This window comes from Pseudomonas sp. S3_E10, assembly GCF_054667615.1.
Map to the genome: position 1 here is coordinate 1,453,416 of NZ_CP162743.1, position 14,161 is coordinate 1,467,576.

The window sequence follows — 14,161 nt, forward strand, 5'->3', positions numbered from 1 at the left end:
CCGCTATTTCATCACGCCCAGATTCGCCTCGCTCATATCCAGATCCGCCAACACTTCGCGCAATACGTCATCACCGATCTGGTGATGACGGCTCAGGCTGTAAAGCTCCAAGCGTTGCGCGCGCAGGGCCTTGAGTCGCAACTTTCGCTCCAGCAAATCCATCTGACGCGCCAGCGCCTGGGCTTCGGCCGAGTCGTTGAACACGTCCAACTGATGGCGATATTCCGACATCAGCCGCGCCTTGAGTTCGGCGGCCAGCGCGGCCTGGGCGGCGTCCGGGGTTTCACTTTCGCCAGGCTCTTCAGCTTCAAGGGCATGAATCGCGGCCACGGCGGTTTTTTTCCAGGCTTCACGCACTTCGTTATGCCGCTTCTCGTCGGGGCTCTTTTCGATGCCGCGCAGTAACAATGGCAAGGCGATGCAGGCGGCGACCAACGAAAACAGGATCACGCCGGCGGCAATAAAAATCAGCAAATCGCGCTCGGGAAAGTCTTTGCCCGGCGCCAGCAACAACGGCACCGACATCACACCCGCCAAGGTCACGGCACCGCGCACACCGCCGACCGTCAAGAGCCAACAGGATCGCGCAGTGGGCACCAATGTCAGCTCGCTTTTCCCCCGCAGGCGACGCAATAACCCCGACAACCGCCAGATGCTCTGCACCCAGATAAAACGCAATACCACCAGCACCAGGAAGATCCCCAGCACCTCCAGGCCGCGATAGAGCAGCGCCGGCCACAGCGTCGACTCATGGCTCACCACGGCCTTGATAATGTCCGGTAATTGCAGGCCCAGCAGCAAGAAGATCAAGCCATTGAACGCAAACTCCAACAACGCCCACACGCTGCGGTTGAGCAGGCGCGTGCTCGTCTGGCGTGGCAGCAGGTCGAGCCAGCTTTGCATCATGCCCGCCGCCACCGCCGACAGAATCCCCGAGGCCCCCAGACGCTCAGCCAATACATACGCGGCAAATGGCAGCAACAACATGAACACCACATGGGTCGCAGGATCATCCCAACCACGGGCGATCATCCAGGCTCGCAAACGACCGACCAGCCAGCTCAGCGCTACACCAACCGCCAGGCCGCCCACCGCTACCAATACAAAGGTCAGGCTGGCGTCGGCAAGGGAAAACACCCCAGTCAACGCCGCCGCCAGGGCGAACTTGAACGTCACCAGGCCCGACGCGTCATTCATCAGCGCCTCGCCCTGAAGCATATGCATCAACGGCTTGGGCAAACGGTTCTGGGAAATGGCCGACACCGCTACGGCATCTGTCGGTGATAAAACCGCCGCCAGGGCGAAGGCGACCGGTAAAGGGATGGTAGGCAATAGCCAATGGATGAAGTAACCGGCACCCACCACGGTAAACAGCACCAGCCCCACCGCCAACGTCAGGATCGGCCCGCGCAGGCGCCACAACTCGCGCTTGGGCATGCGCCAACCGTCGGAGAACAGCAATGGCGGCAAGAACAGAAACAGAAACAACTCCGGGTCCAGCGCCACATGCAACCCCAGCGTGGGCCAGGCCAGCAAGGCGCCGGCGGCAATTTGCACCAGGGGTAGCGGCAGCGGGATGACACGCCCCACCAAACGCGAAACGCTGACCAGCATCAGCAGGATAAGAACGGTGTAGGCGGTTTGCATAACGCGGATTTCCCGGACAATCGACTTACTACGACACATCAGGCAACACGTAGCCGTTGAAGTGCCATATTTCCCGGCTATGGTACCCACCCAGGCTACGCGATGGCTTTTGCACAAAAGTCGCAGCGCGCAGGACGATCGGCACCCAAAGCCGCTGGTCGTGGCATAATCCGTAACCTTTCGTTTTCATCAGTCCAAAAGGGGGCAATTCCTTGACCGCTTCAAGCAAAACCTTGCACCTTTTCGGCATCAAAGCCTGCGACACCATGAAAAAGGCGCGCACGTGGCTCGATGAGCACGCGGTGAGCTATGAATTCCACGACTACAAAACGGCCGGTATCGACCGCGAACACTTGACCCAATGGTGCAACGAGCACGGTTGGCAGGTGGTGTTGAACCGTGCGGGCACCACCTTTCGCAAACTCGAAGACGAACGCAAAGCCGATCTCGATCAGTCGAAAGCCATTGAATTGATGCTCGCACAACCCTCGATGATCAAGCGCCCAGTGCTCGATCTCGGTAACAGAACCCTGATTGGCTTCAAGCCAGAAAGTTATTCGGCGGCCCTCAAGTAGGCCAGCCCTTCCATTTTTGTAGAGGTAACAGCATGTCCAATTCCCTGTTCAGCCTGGGCTTCGGCGTCGGCACTCAGAACCGCCAAGGTGCTTGGCTGGAAGTGTTTTACGCACAACCGTTGCTCAACCCATCGGCTGAAATCGTGGCGGCTATCGCACCGATCCTCGGTTACACCCAAGGCAACCAGGCCATCACCTTCACCGTGACCCAGGCCCTGCAACTGGCTGACGCACTTAAAGGCGTCGATGCTGCCCAAGCGGCCCTGCTGAGCCGCCTGGCCGAAAGCCACACGCCGCTGGTCGCCACTCTGCTGGCCGAAGACACCGCGCTGACCTCCACCCCTGAGGCCTACCTCAAACTGCACCTGCTGTCCCATCGCCTGGTCAAGCCTCACGGCCTGAACCTGGCCGGTGTGTTCCCACAGTTGCCGAACGTGGCCTGGACCAGCCAGGGCGCGATCGACATCGCGGAACTGGCCGAGCGCCAGCTCGAAGCGCGCCTGCGTGGCGACCTGCTGGAAGTGTTCTCGGTGGACAAATTCCCGAAAATGACCGACTACGTGGTGCCGGCCGGTGTGCGTATCGCTGATGCCGCCCGCCTGCGCCTGGGTGCCTATGTAGGCGAAGGCACCACCGTGATGCACGAAGGCTTCGTCAATTTCAACGCGGGCACCGAAGGCCCGGGCATGATCGAGGGCCGTGTGTCGGCCGGCGTGTTCGTCGGCAAGGGTTCGGACCTGGGCGGCGGTTGCTCCACCATGGGCACCCTGTCGGGCGGCGGCAACATCGTGATCAAGGTTGGCGAAGGCTGCCTGATCGGCGCCAACGCCGGTATCGGTATCCCGTTGGGCGACCGCAACACCGTGGAGTCGGGCCTGTACGTCACCGCCGGCACCAAGGTCGCACTGCTCGACGAGAAAAACCAACTGGTCAAGGTAGTCAAGGCGCGCGAACTGGCCGGCCAGCCGGACCTGCTGTTCCGCCGTAACTCCGAGACCGGTGCCGTGGAGTGCAAAACCCACAAATCGGCGATCGAACTGAACGAAGCGCTGCACGCTCACAACTAAGCAGCCACTCGATGCCACTAACGGGCCGCGCCTTCCGGGGCGGCCCGTTTATACGAGTCTTGACCACCATGCTTGTGCCCTCCCCCTGGCGCGCCGATTTCCCGGCCATCGCCACCCTGCAACGGCAAGACCAGACCTATCTGGATAACGCCGCCACCACGCAAAAACCCCAAGCCCTGCTGGATGCCATCAGCCATTACTACGCCAATGGCGCAGCCAATGTGCACCGTGCCCAGCATTTGCCTGGGGCTCATGCCACCCAGGCCTTCGAGGACAGTCGCAGCAAGGTTGCGCAGTGGCTGAATGCAGGCGACACCGGGCAAATCGTGTTTACTCACGGCGCGACCTCTGCGCTGAACCTCTTGGCTTACGGCCTTGAGCACTTATTCAATGCGGGCGATGAGATTGTGATCAGCGCCCTGGAACACCACGCCAACCTGCTGCCCTGGCAGCAACTGGCCAAACGCCGCGCGCTGCAACTGGTGGTGTTGCCACTGGGCGATGACGGCGTGATCGACCTGCATGCCGCCGCCGAGCTGATCGGCCCACGTACGCGCCTGCTGGCGGTGAGCCAGCTCTCTAACGTACTCGGCGCCTGGCAACCGCTGGAAGCCCTGCTCGCGCGCGTCAAGGCCCACGGCGCCCTGAGCGTGATCGACGGGGCCCAGGGTATCGTCCATGGCCGCCACGATGTGCAGGCGCTGGGCTGCGACTTTTATGTGTTTTCCAGCCACAAGCTCTACGGCCCCGACGGCGTCGGCGTGCTGTATGGCCGCAACGAAGCCCTGCATCATCTGCGTCACTGGCAATTCGGCGGCGAGATGGTGCAACAGGCCGACTACCACAGCGCGAGCTTTCGCCCCGCGCCGCTGGGCTTCGAAGCCGGCACGCCGCCGATCGCCAGCGTGATCGGCTTGGGCGCGAGCCTCGATTACCTGAGTTCACTGGACCAGCAGGCCGTCGTGGCCCACGAAGCCGCCCTGCACGACTACCTCTTACGCGGCTTGAAAGCGCGCAATGGCGTGCACGTGCTGGGCGCGCCGCAGGTGGCGTTGGTCAGCTTTGTGGTAGAAGGCGTGCATAACGCCGACCTTGCGCACCTGCTGACCGAACAAGGCATCGCCGTGCGTGCCGGCCATCACTGTGCAATGCCGCTGTTCAAAGCGCTGCATTTGTCAGGAGCGATCCGTGTATCCCTGGCGCTGTACAACGATTCAGACGACTTGGAGCGCTTCTTTGACGCACTGGACCAGGCGCTGGATATGTTGCGATGAGCGTGCCAATCGACGCAGTCGCGGCGCTGGCGGCATTCCAGTCAGTCGGCAGTTGGGAACAACGTGCGCGCCTGCTGATGCAATGGGGCGAGCGTCTGCCCGCCTTGGCCGATGAAGAGAAGGTCGATGCCAACCTGGTGCAGGGCTGCGAAAGCCTGGTGTGGTTGGTAGGGCGCTTGCACGACGGCCATTGGCAGTTTGCCGCCAGCAGTGATGCGCGAATGATCCGGGGGCTGGTGGCGTTATTGCTGGCGCGGGTTAATGGGTTGTCGGCGGCTGAGTTGCAGGCGGTGGATTTGCCTGACTGGTTCAACCAACTGGGGCTTTCGCGCCAGCTGTCGCCGTCGCGCAGCAATGGCTTGAATGCCGTCCTGCAGCGCATGCGCGAACTCAGCCACTCGCCACACTGACATTCAGGCGGGCTTGACCCGCTCTGAAGGCCGGCGCACCCCGGCGACAATCTTGTCCACCGCCTTGGTGGCCGCCACCATGCCGAAGGTCGCCGTGACCATCATCACCGCGCCAAACCCACCGGCGCAGTCCAGCTTCACCCCGTCACCGACAAAACTCTTCTGCAAACAGATGCTGCCGTCCGGCTTGGGATAACGCAGTTGCTCGGTGGAAAACACGCACGGCACGCTGTAATGGCGGGTCACGGTGCGGGAGAAACCATAGTCGCGGCGCAACGTAGAGCGCACTTTCGAAGCCAGCGGGTCGTTGAAGGTGCGGTTCAGGTCGCACACCTGGATCAGCGTCGGGTCGATTTGCCCGCCGGCGCCGCCAGTGGTGATGATCTGGATCTTGCGACGCTTGCACCAGGCAATCAGCGCGGCCTTGGCGTTAACGGCGTCGATGCAGTCGATCACGCAATCGATGTTTGGGGTGATGTACTCGGCCATGGTGTCGCGGGTCACGAAATCCGCCACCGCATGCACCGTGCAGTCCGGGTTGATGCCGCGCAGGCGCTCGGCCATCACCTCGACCTTGGGCTTGCCCACGGTGCTGTCCAGCGCGTGCAACTGGCGGTTGCTGTTGCTCACGCAGACGTCATCGAGGTCAAACAGCGAAATTTCACCCACCCCGCAACGGGCCATGGCCTCGGCTGCCCAGGAGCCTACGCCGCCGACACCGACGATCGCCACGTGGGCCGCTTTCAAGCGCTCCAGGCCTTCAATGCCATACAAGCGGGCGACGCCTGCAAACCGCGGATCTTCTGTACTCATGACCATTACCCCAAAAACCGGCGCGCATTATGGACTACGCAGCGACAAGTTCGAAACGACAAGCTACAAGTAAAGAACTTAGATGGTCTTTCGCTGACTAACGTCCGGCTTTTCTCTGTCTGCTGTACGCTCGGGGAAAGGCCGGTGTAGGATGCGCGCCGTTCGGCGCAGGCCGGCACCTCTTTTCGTTCCACACCTTTTGGAACCCGACATAACCATGGCATCGCGTAAATTTGGACTCAACCTGGTGGTGGTGCTGGCAATTGCCGCGCTGTTCACCGGCTTCTGGGCGCTGATCAACCGCCCGGTCACCGCTCCCAACTGGCCTGAGCAGATCTCGGGGTTTTCCTACTCGCCGTTCCAGCAAGGCCAGTACCCGCAGAAAAACCAGTACCCCACCGATGAGCAGATGCGTCAGGACCTTGCGATCATGAGCAAGCTGACGGACAACATCCGCACCTATTCGGTCGACGGCACCCTGGGGGACATCCCCAAGCTGGCGGAAGAGTTCGGCCTGCGCGTGACCCTCGGGATCTGGATCAGCCCGGACCTGGAACGCAACGAACGCGAGATCCAGCGCGCCATCGAGATCGCTAACACCTCGCGCAGCGTCGTACGAGTGGTGGTGGGTAACGAAGCGCTGTTCCGTGAAGAGATCACCCCAGAGGCACTGATCGTGCTGCTGGACCGCGTGCGCGCCGCCGTGAAAGTGCCGGTGACCACCTCCGAGCAATGGCACATCTGGGAAAAAAACCCGCAACTGGCCAAGCACGTCGACCTGATCGCCGCGCACATCCTGCCGTTCTGGGAGTTCATCCCGATGGACAAGGCCGGCCAGTACGTACTTGACCGTGCCAAGGACCTGAAGAAACTGTTCCCGAAAAAGCCGTTGCTGCTGTCGGAAGTGGGCTGGCCGAGTAACGGACGCATGCGCGGTGGCAACGAAACGTCCCCCGCAGACCAGGCGATTTACCTACGCACCCTGGTGAACAAGCTTAATCGCCAGGGCTACAACTACTTCGTGATCGAGGCCTTCGATCAGCCGTGGAAAGTCAGCGACGAAGGTTCGGCAGGCGCCTATTGGGGGGTGTTCAACGCTGCGCGCCAGCAGAAATTCAACTTTGAAGGGCCTGTGGTCGCGATCCCGCAATGGCGCGTGCTGGCCATCGGCTCGGTGGTGCTCGCGCTGCTGTCCCTGACGTTGCTGATGATCGACGGCTCGGCCCTGCGCCAACGTGGCCGTACCTTCCTGACGTTTATTGCGTTCCTGTGCGGTTCGGTGCTGGTGTGGATCGGCTACGACTACAGTCAGCAATACAGCACCTGGTTCAGCGTCACCGTGGGTATCCTCCTGGCGCTCGGCGCCCTGGGCGTATTTATCGTGCTGCTCACCGAAGCCCACGAACTGGCCGAAGCGGTGTGGACCCACAAGCGTCGGCGTGAATTCCTGCCGGTTGAAGGGGATTCGCACTACCGCCCGAAAGTGTCGATCCACGTGCCGTGCTACAACGAACCGCCGGAAATGGTCAAACAGACCCTCGATGCCCTGGCCGCCCTCGATTACCCGGACTACGAAGTCCTGATCATCGACAACAACACCAAGGACCCTGCCGTTTGGGAACCGGTGCGCGACTACTGCGAAACCCTGGGCCCGCGCTTCAAGTTCTTCCACGTCGCCCCGCTGGCCGGTTTCAAGGGCGGCGCACTGAACTACCTGATCCCGCACACGGCCAAGGATGCCGAAGTGATCGCGGTGATCGACTCGGACTACTGCGTGTCGCCAAACTGGCTCAAGCACATGGTGCCGCACTTCGCCGACCCGAAAATCGCCGTGGTGCAGTCGCCGCAGGATTACCGCGACCAGAACGAAAGCACCTTCAAGAAGCTCTGCTACGCGGAATACAAAGGCTTCTTCCATATCGGCATGGTCACCCGTAACGACCGCGACGCGATCATCCAGCACGGCACCATGACCATGACCCGTCGTTCGGTGCTCGAAGAACTGGGCTGGGCCGACTGGTGCATCTGTGAAGACGCCGAATTGGGCCTGCGCGTATTCGAGAAAGGCCTGTCGGCCGCGTATTACCACGACAGCTACGGCAAAGGCCTGATGCCGGACACCTTTATCGACTTCAAGAAACAGCGTTTCCGCTGGGCCTACGGCGCGATCCAAATCATCAAGCGTCACACCGCCAGCCTCTTGCGCGGCAAGGACACCGAGCTGACCCGTGGCCAGCGCTACCACTTCCTCGCGGGCTGGTTGCCGTGGGTGGCGGATGGCATGAACATCTTCTTTACCGTCGGTGCGCTGTTGTGGTCGGCGGCGATGATCATCGTGCCGACGCGGGTCGACCCGCCGCTGCTGATTTTCGCGATCCCGCCCCTGGCGTTGTTCGTGTTCAAGGTGGGCAAGATCATCTTCCTGTACCGCCGTGCGGTAGGCGTAAACCTCAAGGACGCGTTCTGCGCGGCCCTGGCCGGCTTGGCGTTGTCCCACACCATCGCCAAGGCGGTGCTGTATGGCTTCTTCACCAGCAGTATTCCGTTCTTTCGTACACCGAAAAACGCGGATAACCACGGCTTCTGGGTGGCTATTTCCGAAGCCCGCGAAGAGATGTTCATCATGCTGCTGTTGTGGGGCGCGGCGCTGGGGATCTACCTGGTGCAGGGCCTGCCGAGCAATGACATGCGCTTCTGGGTGGTGATGCTGCTGGTGCAATCGCTGCCGTATGTGGCGGCGTTGATCATGGCGTTCCTGTCGTCGCTGCCCAAACCGGCGGCCGCAGTGGAGCCTGCAAGCGCGCTGTAAAAACTTGCGCAATGCACTAAACGGCGGCCCTTGGCCGCCGTTTTGCTATAAGATAACGGCCCTTTTGTGCGCCCGCCCGGCTCTCCCAAATACGCTTTCCGGAGTTTCCCCCATGACGGCCCATGCCGACCTTTCGCCGACCCTTCAACTTGCCATCGACCTGATCCGGCGCCCCTCGGTCACGCCGATCGACGCCGATTGCCAGAAGCTGATGATGCAGCGCCTGGGCGACGCTGGTTTTGCGCTGGAGCCGATGCGCATCTTCGAGGTAGACAATTTCTGGGCCACCCATGGCAAACACGAAGGCCCGGTGCTGTGCTTTGCCGGCCACACCGACGTGGTGCCGACCGGCCCGGTGCAGGCCTGGCAGAACGACCCGTTCGACGCGCTGATCGATGAAAACGGCATGCTGTGCGGGCGTGGCGCGGCCGACATGAAAGGCAGCCTGGCGGCGATGCTGGTGGCTGCCGAGCGCTTCGTCACCGACTACCCGGACCACAAGGGCTCGGTCGCCTTCCTGATCACCAGCGATGAAGAAGGCCCGGCGCACCACGGCACCAAAGCGGTCATCGAACGCCTGGCCGCGCGCAAAGAGCGCCTGGACTGGTGCATCGTCGGCGAACCGTCGAGCACTACCCTGGTGGGCGACGTGGTCAAGAACGGCCGCCGTGGCTCACTCGGCGCCACCCTGACCGTGCGCGGTGTACAAGGCCACGTGGCCTACCCGCACCTGGCGAAAAACCCGATCCACCTGGCCGCGCCGGCCCTGGCCGAATTGGCCGCGGAGCATTGGGACGACGGCAACAGGTTCTTCCCGCCGACCAGCTTCCAGATCTCCAACCTCAACTCCGGCACCGGGGCCACCAACGTGATTCCCGGCGACCTGACGGCGGTATTCAACTTCCGTTTCTCCACCGAATCCACCGTCGAAGGCCTGCAACAGCGCGTCGCGCAGATCCTCGACAAGCATGGCCTGGACTGGCACGTGGAATGGGCGCTGTCGGGCCTGCCGTTTCTCACCGAACCGGGCGCGTTGCTCGATGCCGTCTCCGCCAGCATCAAGGCGATCACCGGGCGCGAGACCCAGGCGTCCACCAGCGGCGGCACCTCGGACGGGCGTTTCATCGCCACCCTCGGAACCCAAGTGGTCGAGTTGGGCCCGGTCAACGCGACGATTCATCAGGTCAACGAGCGCATTCTCGCCAGCGACCTCGATGTGCTGACCGAAATCTACTACCAGACCCTGATCAAGTTGCTCGCCTGATGCTCGCTTGCCCCATTTGCAGCGCCCCGCTCAACGCGGTAGACAATGGCGTGGCGTGCCCGGCCGGGCACCGTTTCGACCGCGCGCGCCAGGGTTACCTGAACCTGTTGCCGGTGCAGCACAAGAACAGCCGCGATCCAGGCGACAACCTGGCCATGGTCGAGGCGCGCCGCGACTTCCTCAACGCCGGGCACTACGCCCCGGTGGCCAGGCGCCTGGCGCAATTGGCCGCCGAACGCGCGCCGCAGCGCTGGGTGGACATCGGCTGTGGCGAGGGTTACTACACGGCGCAAATCGCCGACGCCCTGCCCCAGGCCGACGGTTACGCGCTGGATATTTCCAAGGAAGCGGTCAAGCGCGCCTGCAAGCGCAACCCGGCGCTGACCTGGTTGATCGCCAGCATGGCCCGCGTGCCGTTGGCCGATGCCAGCTGCCAGTTCCTTGCCAGTGTGTTCAGCCCGCTGGACTGGCAGGAAGCCAAGCGCCTGCTCAGCCCTGGCGGCGGCTTGATGAAGGTCGGCCCCACCCGCGGCCATCTGATGCAATTGCGCGAGCGCCTGTACGACGAAGTGCGCGAGTACACCGACGACAAGCACCTGGCCCTGGTGCCCGAGGGTATGAGCCTGGCGCACAGCGAGACCCTGGAATTCACTCTGCGCCTGGATGAACCCCAGGACCGCGCCAACCTGCTGGCCATGACGCCCCACGGCTGGCGTGCCAGCGCCGAGCGCCGTAGCGAGGTGATCGAGGCTGCCGAGCCGCTGCTGGTCACCGTGTCGATGCGCTACGACTATTTCGTGCTTCAATAACCGACTTTTCTACATCCGCGAATGGATTTTCGAATCCCGCAACGAGGAACATCCATGCGCCAACCCGATATCGAGATTTACCTGAAGGACGCTGACGTCGACCACAAGGCCATCGCCGCCTGGCTCGGCGCCGCCCTCGGCCCATGCACCGACTGGGTCCAGAAGGGCCAGACCTACAAATGCAAGGCCGGCAATGTGCCGGTAACCTGGCTGCCCAAGGCCGTCGGCAAATGGAACAGCCTGTATCTGGAAAGCGACCAGACCCCGTGGGACGACGACATCGCCTGCGCCCGGGCGGCCTTTGCCGCGCTGAACGTCGAAGTGCGTTGTGCACCGGGCACGTGGATTGAGGAAGAAGGCGAGGAAAGCGCTGACATCTGGATTCGCATCAGCGCAGACGGTGAAGAGCAGATCACCTGGAAAACCGCCTGATCTTAAGCTGAACACCCAATCAAAAATGTGGAAGGGGGCTTGCTCCCGATGGCGGTGGGTCAGTCAATGTATTCAGTGACTGACACTCAGCCATCGGGAGCAAGCCCCCTCCCACATGGGTTCTGCGGTGTAACAAAAGCCCGCATTACAAACCGACCACATCCTCGGCCTGCAAGCCCTTCTCACCGCTCACCACGGCGTATTCCACCTGCTGGCCTTCGGCCAACGAGCGATGCCCGTCCCCGCGAATGGCGCGGTAATGCACGAACACATCCTTGCCGTCTTCACGCTGAATGAACCCATAGCCTTTTGCATCGTTGAACCACTTCACATTCCCGGTTTCGCGCGTTGCCATTTGTCTCACTCCCCCTTCGGTTTTTTTATTGTTGAGCCGGTTCGCGTTGAACTGCCGAGTATAAGACAGGCTCAAAAACGATCAACTCAAGTTTACATCGCTGCTTTTTTGCCGATTTTCGGCGAATACGGCACACTACCCGCCCGAGCGCCCGCTCGGTTTTTTCCACTTCAAGCAGCTCGCCTATGACCCGCTCCCCGTTCCGCCGTCTGGTATTTGGCACCTTGCGCCGACTGTTGTACCTCTGGGTTCGCTCGGAGACGATCAACCAGTCGTCCCTTACCCTTAACCTGGACCGCAGCCGGCCGGTGTTTTACGTCCTGCAATCGCCCTCCCTCACCGAGCTGGCCGTGGTCGATGCCGAGTGCACCAAGGCCGGCTTGCCGCGCCCGGTGCTGCCGGTATCGGTAGGCCCGCTGATGGAACCGGCAGCGTTCTTCTACCTCACGCCGGAACCCGACTGGCTCGGCCGCCAGGACAAGCGCGGCGCGCCGCCGACCCTGACCCGCCTGGTCAACACCCTGAGCGAACACGCCGAAGAGAATGCACAAATCATTCCGGTCAGTGTGTTCTGGGGGCAGACCCCGGCGAGCGAGTCCAGCCCGTGGAAACTGCTGTTTGCCGACAGCTGGGCCGTCACCGGCCGTCTACGCCGCTTGTTAAGCATCCTGATCCTGGGTCGCAAGACCCGTGTGCAATTCTCTGCGCCTATCAACCTGCGTGAGTTGATCGAGCACAATAAAGGGCACGAACGCACCGTGCGCATGGCCCAACGCATACTGCGTGTGCACTTTCGTAACCTGAAGACCGCCGTGATCGGCCCCGACCTGTCCCATCGCCGCAACCTGGTGAAGGGCCTGGTGAATATGCCGCTGGTGCGCCAGGCCATTCTTGATGAAGCCGAGCGCGAAAAAATCAGCCCGGAAAAAGCCAAGGCCCAGGCCCTGCGCTATGGCAACGAAATCGCCTCGGATTACACCTACACCGCGATCCGCTTTTTGGAGGTGGTGCTGAGCTGGTTCTGGAACAAGATCTACGACGGCATCAAGGTCAATAACATCGAAGGTGTGCAAAAGGTTGCCCAGGGCTATGAGGTGATCTACGTACCCTGCCACCGCAGCCATATCGACTACCTGCTGCTGTCGTACCTGCTGTTCAAAAATGGCCTGACGCCGCCGCATATCGCGGCCGGCATCAACCTGAACATGCCGGTAATCGGCAGCCTGCTGCGCCGTGGCGGTGCGTTTTTCATGCGCCGCACCTTCAAGGGCAACCCGCTGTACACCTCGGTGTTCAACGAATACCTGCACACGTTGTTCACCAAGGGCTTCCCGGTGGAGTACTTCGTGGAAGGCGGGCGTTCGCGCACCGGCCGCATGCTGCAGCCGAAAACCGGGATGCTGGCGATTACCCTGCGCAGTTTCCTGCGCTCCTCGCGCATGCCGATTGTGTTCGTGCCGGTGTATATCGGCTATGAACGCGTACTGGAAGGCCGTACTTACCTCGGTGAGTTGCGCGGTGCGAGCAAGAAGAAAGAATCGATCTTCGACATCTTCAAAGTGGTCGGCGCGCTCAAGCAGCGTTTCGGCCAGGTGGCGGTCAACTTCGGCGAGCCGATCAAGCTGGCTGAGTTTCTCGACAACGAACAACCCGACTGGCGCGCCCAGGAGCTGGGCCCGAACTACAAACCGGCCTGGCTCAACGAAACCACCAACCGCCTCGGCGAACAAGTGGCCCGCCACTTGAACGAAGCCGCAGCGGTGAACCCGGTGAACCTGGTGGCCCTGGCCCTGCTGTCGACCACGCGCCTGGCCCTGGACGAACAGGCCATGGCCCGCCAGTTGGACCTGTACCTGGCGCTGTTGCGCCGCGTGCCTTATTCGCCGCACACCACCCTGCCGGAAGGCGATGGCCTGGCGCTGATCAAGCACGTCAAGGACATGAACCTGCTGTCGGAACAGAGCGACGCCCTGGGCAAGATCCTGTACCTGGACGAGCAGAACGCCGTCCTGATGACCTACTACCGCAACAACGTGCTGCACATCTTCGCCCTGCCGGCGTTGCTGGCGAGTTTCTTCCAGAGCAGTTCGCGCATGAACCGCGAGCAGATCCTGCGCTATACCCACGCGCTGTACCCGTACCTGCAATCGGAGCTGTTTATTCGCTGGTCGCTGGAAGAGCTCGACGCGGTCATCGACCAGTGGCTGCAAGCGTTTGTCGAACAGGGCCTGCTGCGCTTCGAAAAAGACGTGTACCTGCGCCCGGCGCCGAGTTCGCGGCACTTCGTGTTGCTGACGCTGCTGTCCAAGAGCATCGCCCAGACCCTGCAACGCTTCTACATGGCGATTTCGCTGCTGCTCAACAGCGGCCAGAACAGTATCAGCGCCGAAGAACTGGAGGACCTGTGCACGATCATGGCCCAGCGCCTGTCGATCCTGCATGGCCTCAATGCTCCGGAGTTCTTCGATAAGAGCCTTTTCCGACATTTTATTCAGACGTTGCTGGAGCAGGATGTGCTGCGCCGCGACGAAGCCGGCAAGTTGAGCTACCACGCATTGCTCGGCGAACTGGCCGAAGGCGCCGCCAAACGCGTGTTGCCGGCCGACATTCGCCTGTCGATCCGCCAAGTGGCCCTGCACCGTGTGGACGGCGCAGCCGAAGCGTCAGTCGAGGCGCAAGAAACCCGCTAGATTTAAACAGGTGCCC

The 14,161-nt window shown here is 61.8% G+C and carries 12 protein-coding genes; 9 read left to right on the top strand and 3 right to left on the bottom strand.

All coding sequences use genetic code 11. The annotated features are described in order from the left end of the window. Positions 1–3 precede the first annotated feature (3 nt). Entirely contained in the window at positions 4–1,647 is a 1,644-nt protein-coding gene (locus tag AB4N98_RS06480) for a Na+/H+ antiporter (protein ID WP_065877161.1), read from the bottom strand. A 266-nt stretch (positions 1,648–1,913) separates the two neighbouring features. On the opposite strand from AB4N98_RS06480, the gene AB4N98_RS06485 reads away from it, so the two are divergent. The 4 genes from AB4N98_RS06485 to AB4N98_RS06500 all read left to right on the top strand — a co-directional run bounded on the left by AB4N98_RS06485 (position 1,914) and on the right by AB4N98_RS06500 (position 4,973). Further along, positions 1,914–2,222 (top strand): arsenate reductase, encoded by a 309-nt coding sequence (locus AB4N98_RS06485; protein ID WP_460149536.1) that lies wholly within the window; start codon positions 1,914–1,916, stop codon positions 2,220–2,222. A 32-nt stretch (positions 2,223–2,254) separates the two neighbouring features. Then, positions 2,255–3,289, top strand: a complete 1,035-nt coding sequence (dapD, locus tag AB4N98_RS06490) for a 2,3,4,5-tetrahydropyridine-2,6-dicarboxylate N-succinyltransferase (protein ID WP_017529705.1) — start codon at positions 2,255–2,257, stop codon at positions 3,287–3,289. 68 nt (positions 3,290–3,357) lie between these two features. Next, positions 3,358–4,563 carry an aminotransferase class V-fold PLP-dependent enzyme gene (locus AB4N98_RS06495; protein ID WP_068937595.1) on the top strand — a complete coding sequence of 402 codons (1,206 nt, stop codon included), beginning with the start codon at positions 3,358–3,360 and terminating at the stop codon, positions 4,561–4,563. Further along, positions 4,560–4,973: a SufE family protein gene (locus tag AB4N98_RS06500; protein ID WP_065877163.1), complete on the top strand. Its 414-nt coding sequence runs from the start codon at positions 4,560–4,562 to the stop codon at positions 4,971–4,973. Before AB4N98_RS06495 ends, AB4N98_RS06500 begins: the two co-directional genes overlap by 4 nt. Before the next feature lie 3 nt (positions 4,974–4,976). Here the strand turns inward: AB4N98_RS06500 and tcdA are convergent, their stop codons facing one another. Continuing rightward, on the bottom strand, positions 4,977–5,786 hold the full coding sequence (gene tcdA, locus AB4N98_RS06505) for a tRNA cyclic N6-threonylcarbamoyladenosine(37) synthase TcdA (protein ID WP_065877359.1): 810 nt from the start codon (positions 5,784–5,786) through the stop codon (positions 4,977–4,979). Positions 5,787–6,003: 217 nt separating this feature from the next. Here tcdA and AB4N98_RS06510 point away from each other — a divergent pair, with 217 nt between their 5' ends. The 4 genes from AB4N98_RS06510 to AB4N98_RS06525 all read left to right on the top strand — a co-directional run bounded on the left by AB4N98_RS06510 (position 6,004) and on the right by AB4N98_RS06525 (position 11,100). Further along, complete coding sequence (locus AB4N98_RS06510) at positions 6,004–8,595, top strand: glycosyltransferase (protein ID WP_017529709.1); 2,592 nt, start codon at positions 6,004–6,006, stop codon at positions 8,593–8,595. A 112-nt stretch (positions 8,596–8,707) separates the two neighbouring features. Continuing rightward, entirely contained in the window at positions 8,708–9,859 is a 1,152-nt protein-coding gene (gene dapE, locus AB4N98_RS06515) for a succinyl-diaminopimelate desuccinylase (protein WP_017529710.1), read from the top strand. Continuing rightward, entirely contained in the window at positions 9,859–10,668 is an 810-nt protein-coding gene (locus AB4N98_RS06520; RefSeq protein ID WP_065877165.1) for a putative RNA methyltransferase, read from the top strand. The genes dapE and AB4N98_RS06520 overlap by 1 nt, the downstream gene beginning before the upstream one ends. Before the next feature lie 54 nt (positions 10,669–10,722). Continuing rightward, on the top strand, positions 10,723–11,100 hold the full coding sequence (locus AB4N98_RS06525) for a hypothetical protein (protein WP_017529712.1): 378 nt from the start codon (positions 10,723–10,725) through the stop codon (positions 11,098–11,100). A 145-nt stretch (positions 11,101–11,245) separates the two neighbouring features. Here the strand turns inward: AB4N98_RS06525 and AB4N98_RS06530 are convergent, their stop codons facing one another. Then, on the bottom strand, positions 11,246–11,455 hold the full coding sequence (locus tag AB4N98_RS06530; RefSeq protein WP_017529713.1) for a cold shock domain-containing protein: 210 nt from the start codon (positions 11,453–11,455) through the stop codon (positions 11,246–11,248). A 185-nt stretch (positions 11,456–11,640) separates the two neighbouring features. Here AB4N98_RS06530 and plsB point away from each other — a divergent pair, with 185 nt between their 5' ends. Beyond that, positions 11,641–14,145, top strand: coding sequence for a glycerol-3-phosphate 1-O-acyltransferase PlsB (gene plsB, locus AB4N98_RS06535; RefSeq protein ID WP_116078334.1), 2,505 nt, complete (start codon positions 11,641–11,643; stop codon positions 14,143–14,145). Positions 14,146–14,161: the final 16 nt, after the last annotated feature.

Coding starts and splice junctions, on each gene's coding strand:
- AB4N98_RS06480 (WP_065877161.1), bottom strand. CDS start 1,647: ATGCAAACCGCCTACACCGTTCTTATCCTGCTGATGCTGGTCAGCGTT.
- AB4N98_RS06485 (WP_460149536.1), top strand. CDS start 1,914: ATGAAAAAGGCGCGCACGTGGCTCGATGAGCACGCGGTGAGCTATGAA.
- dapD (WP_017529705.1), top strand. CDS start 2,255: ATGTCCAATTCCCTGTTCAGCCTGGGCTTCGGCGTCGGCACTCAGAAC.
- AB4N98_RS06495 (WP_068937595.1), top strand. CDS start 3,358: ATGCTTGTGCCCTCCCCCTGGCGCGCCGATTTCCCGGCCATCGCCACC.
- AB4N98_RS06500 (WP_065877163.1), top strand. CDS start 4,560: ATGAGCGTGCCAATCGACGCAGTCGCGGCGCTGGCGGCATTCCAGTCA.
- tcdA (WP_065877359.1), bottom strand. CDS start 5,786: ATGAGTACAGAAGATCCGCGGTTTGCAGGCGTCGCCCGCTTGTATGGC.
- AB4N98_RS06510 (WP_017529709.1), top strand. CDS start 6,004: ATGGCATCGCGTAAATTTGGACTCAACCTGGTGGTGGTGCTGGCAATT.
- dapE (WP_017529710.1), top strand. CDS start 8,708: ATGACGGCCCATGCCGACCTTTCGCCGACCCTTCAACTTGCCATCGAC.
- AB4N98_RS06520 (WP_065877165.1), top strand. CDS start 9,859: ATGCTCGCTTGCCCCATTTGCAGCGCCCCGCTCAACGCGGTAGACAAT.
- AB4N98_RS06525 (WP_017529712.1), top strand. CDS start 10,723: ATGCGCCAACCCGATATCGAGATTTACCTGAAGGACGCTGACGTCGAC.
- AB4N98_RS06530 (WP_017529713.1), bottom strand. CDS start 11,455: ATGGCAACGCGCGAAACCGGGAATGTGAAGTGGTTCAACGATGCAAAA.
- plsB (WP_116078334.1), top strand. CDS start 11,641: ATGACCCGCTCCCCGTTCCGCCGTCTGGTATTTGGCACCTTGCGCCGA.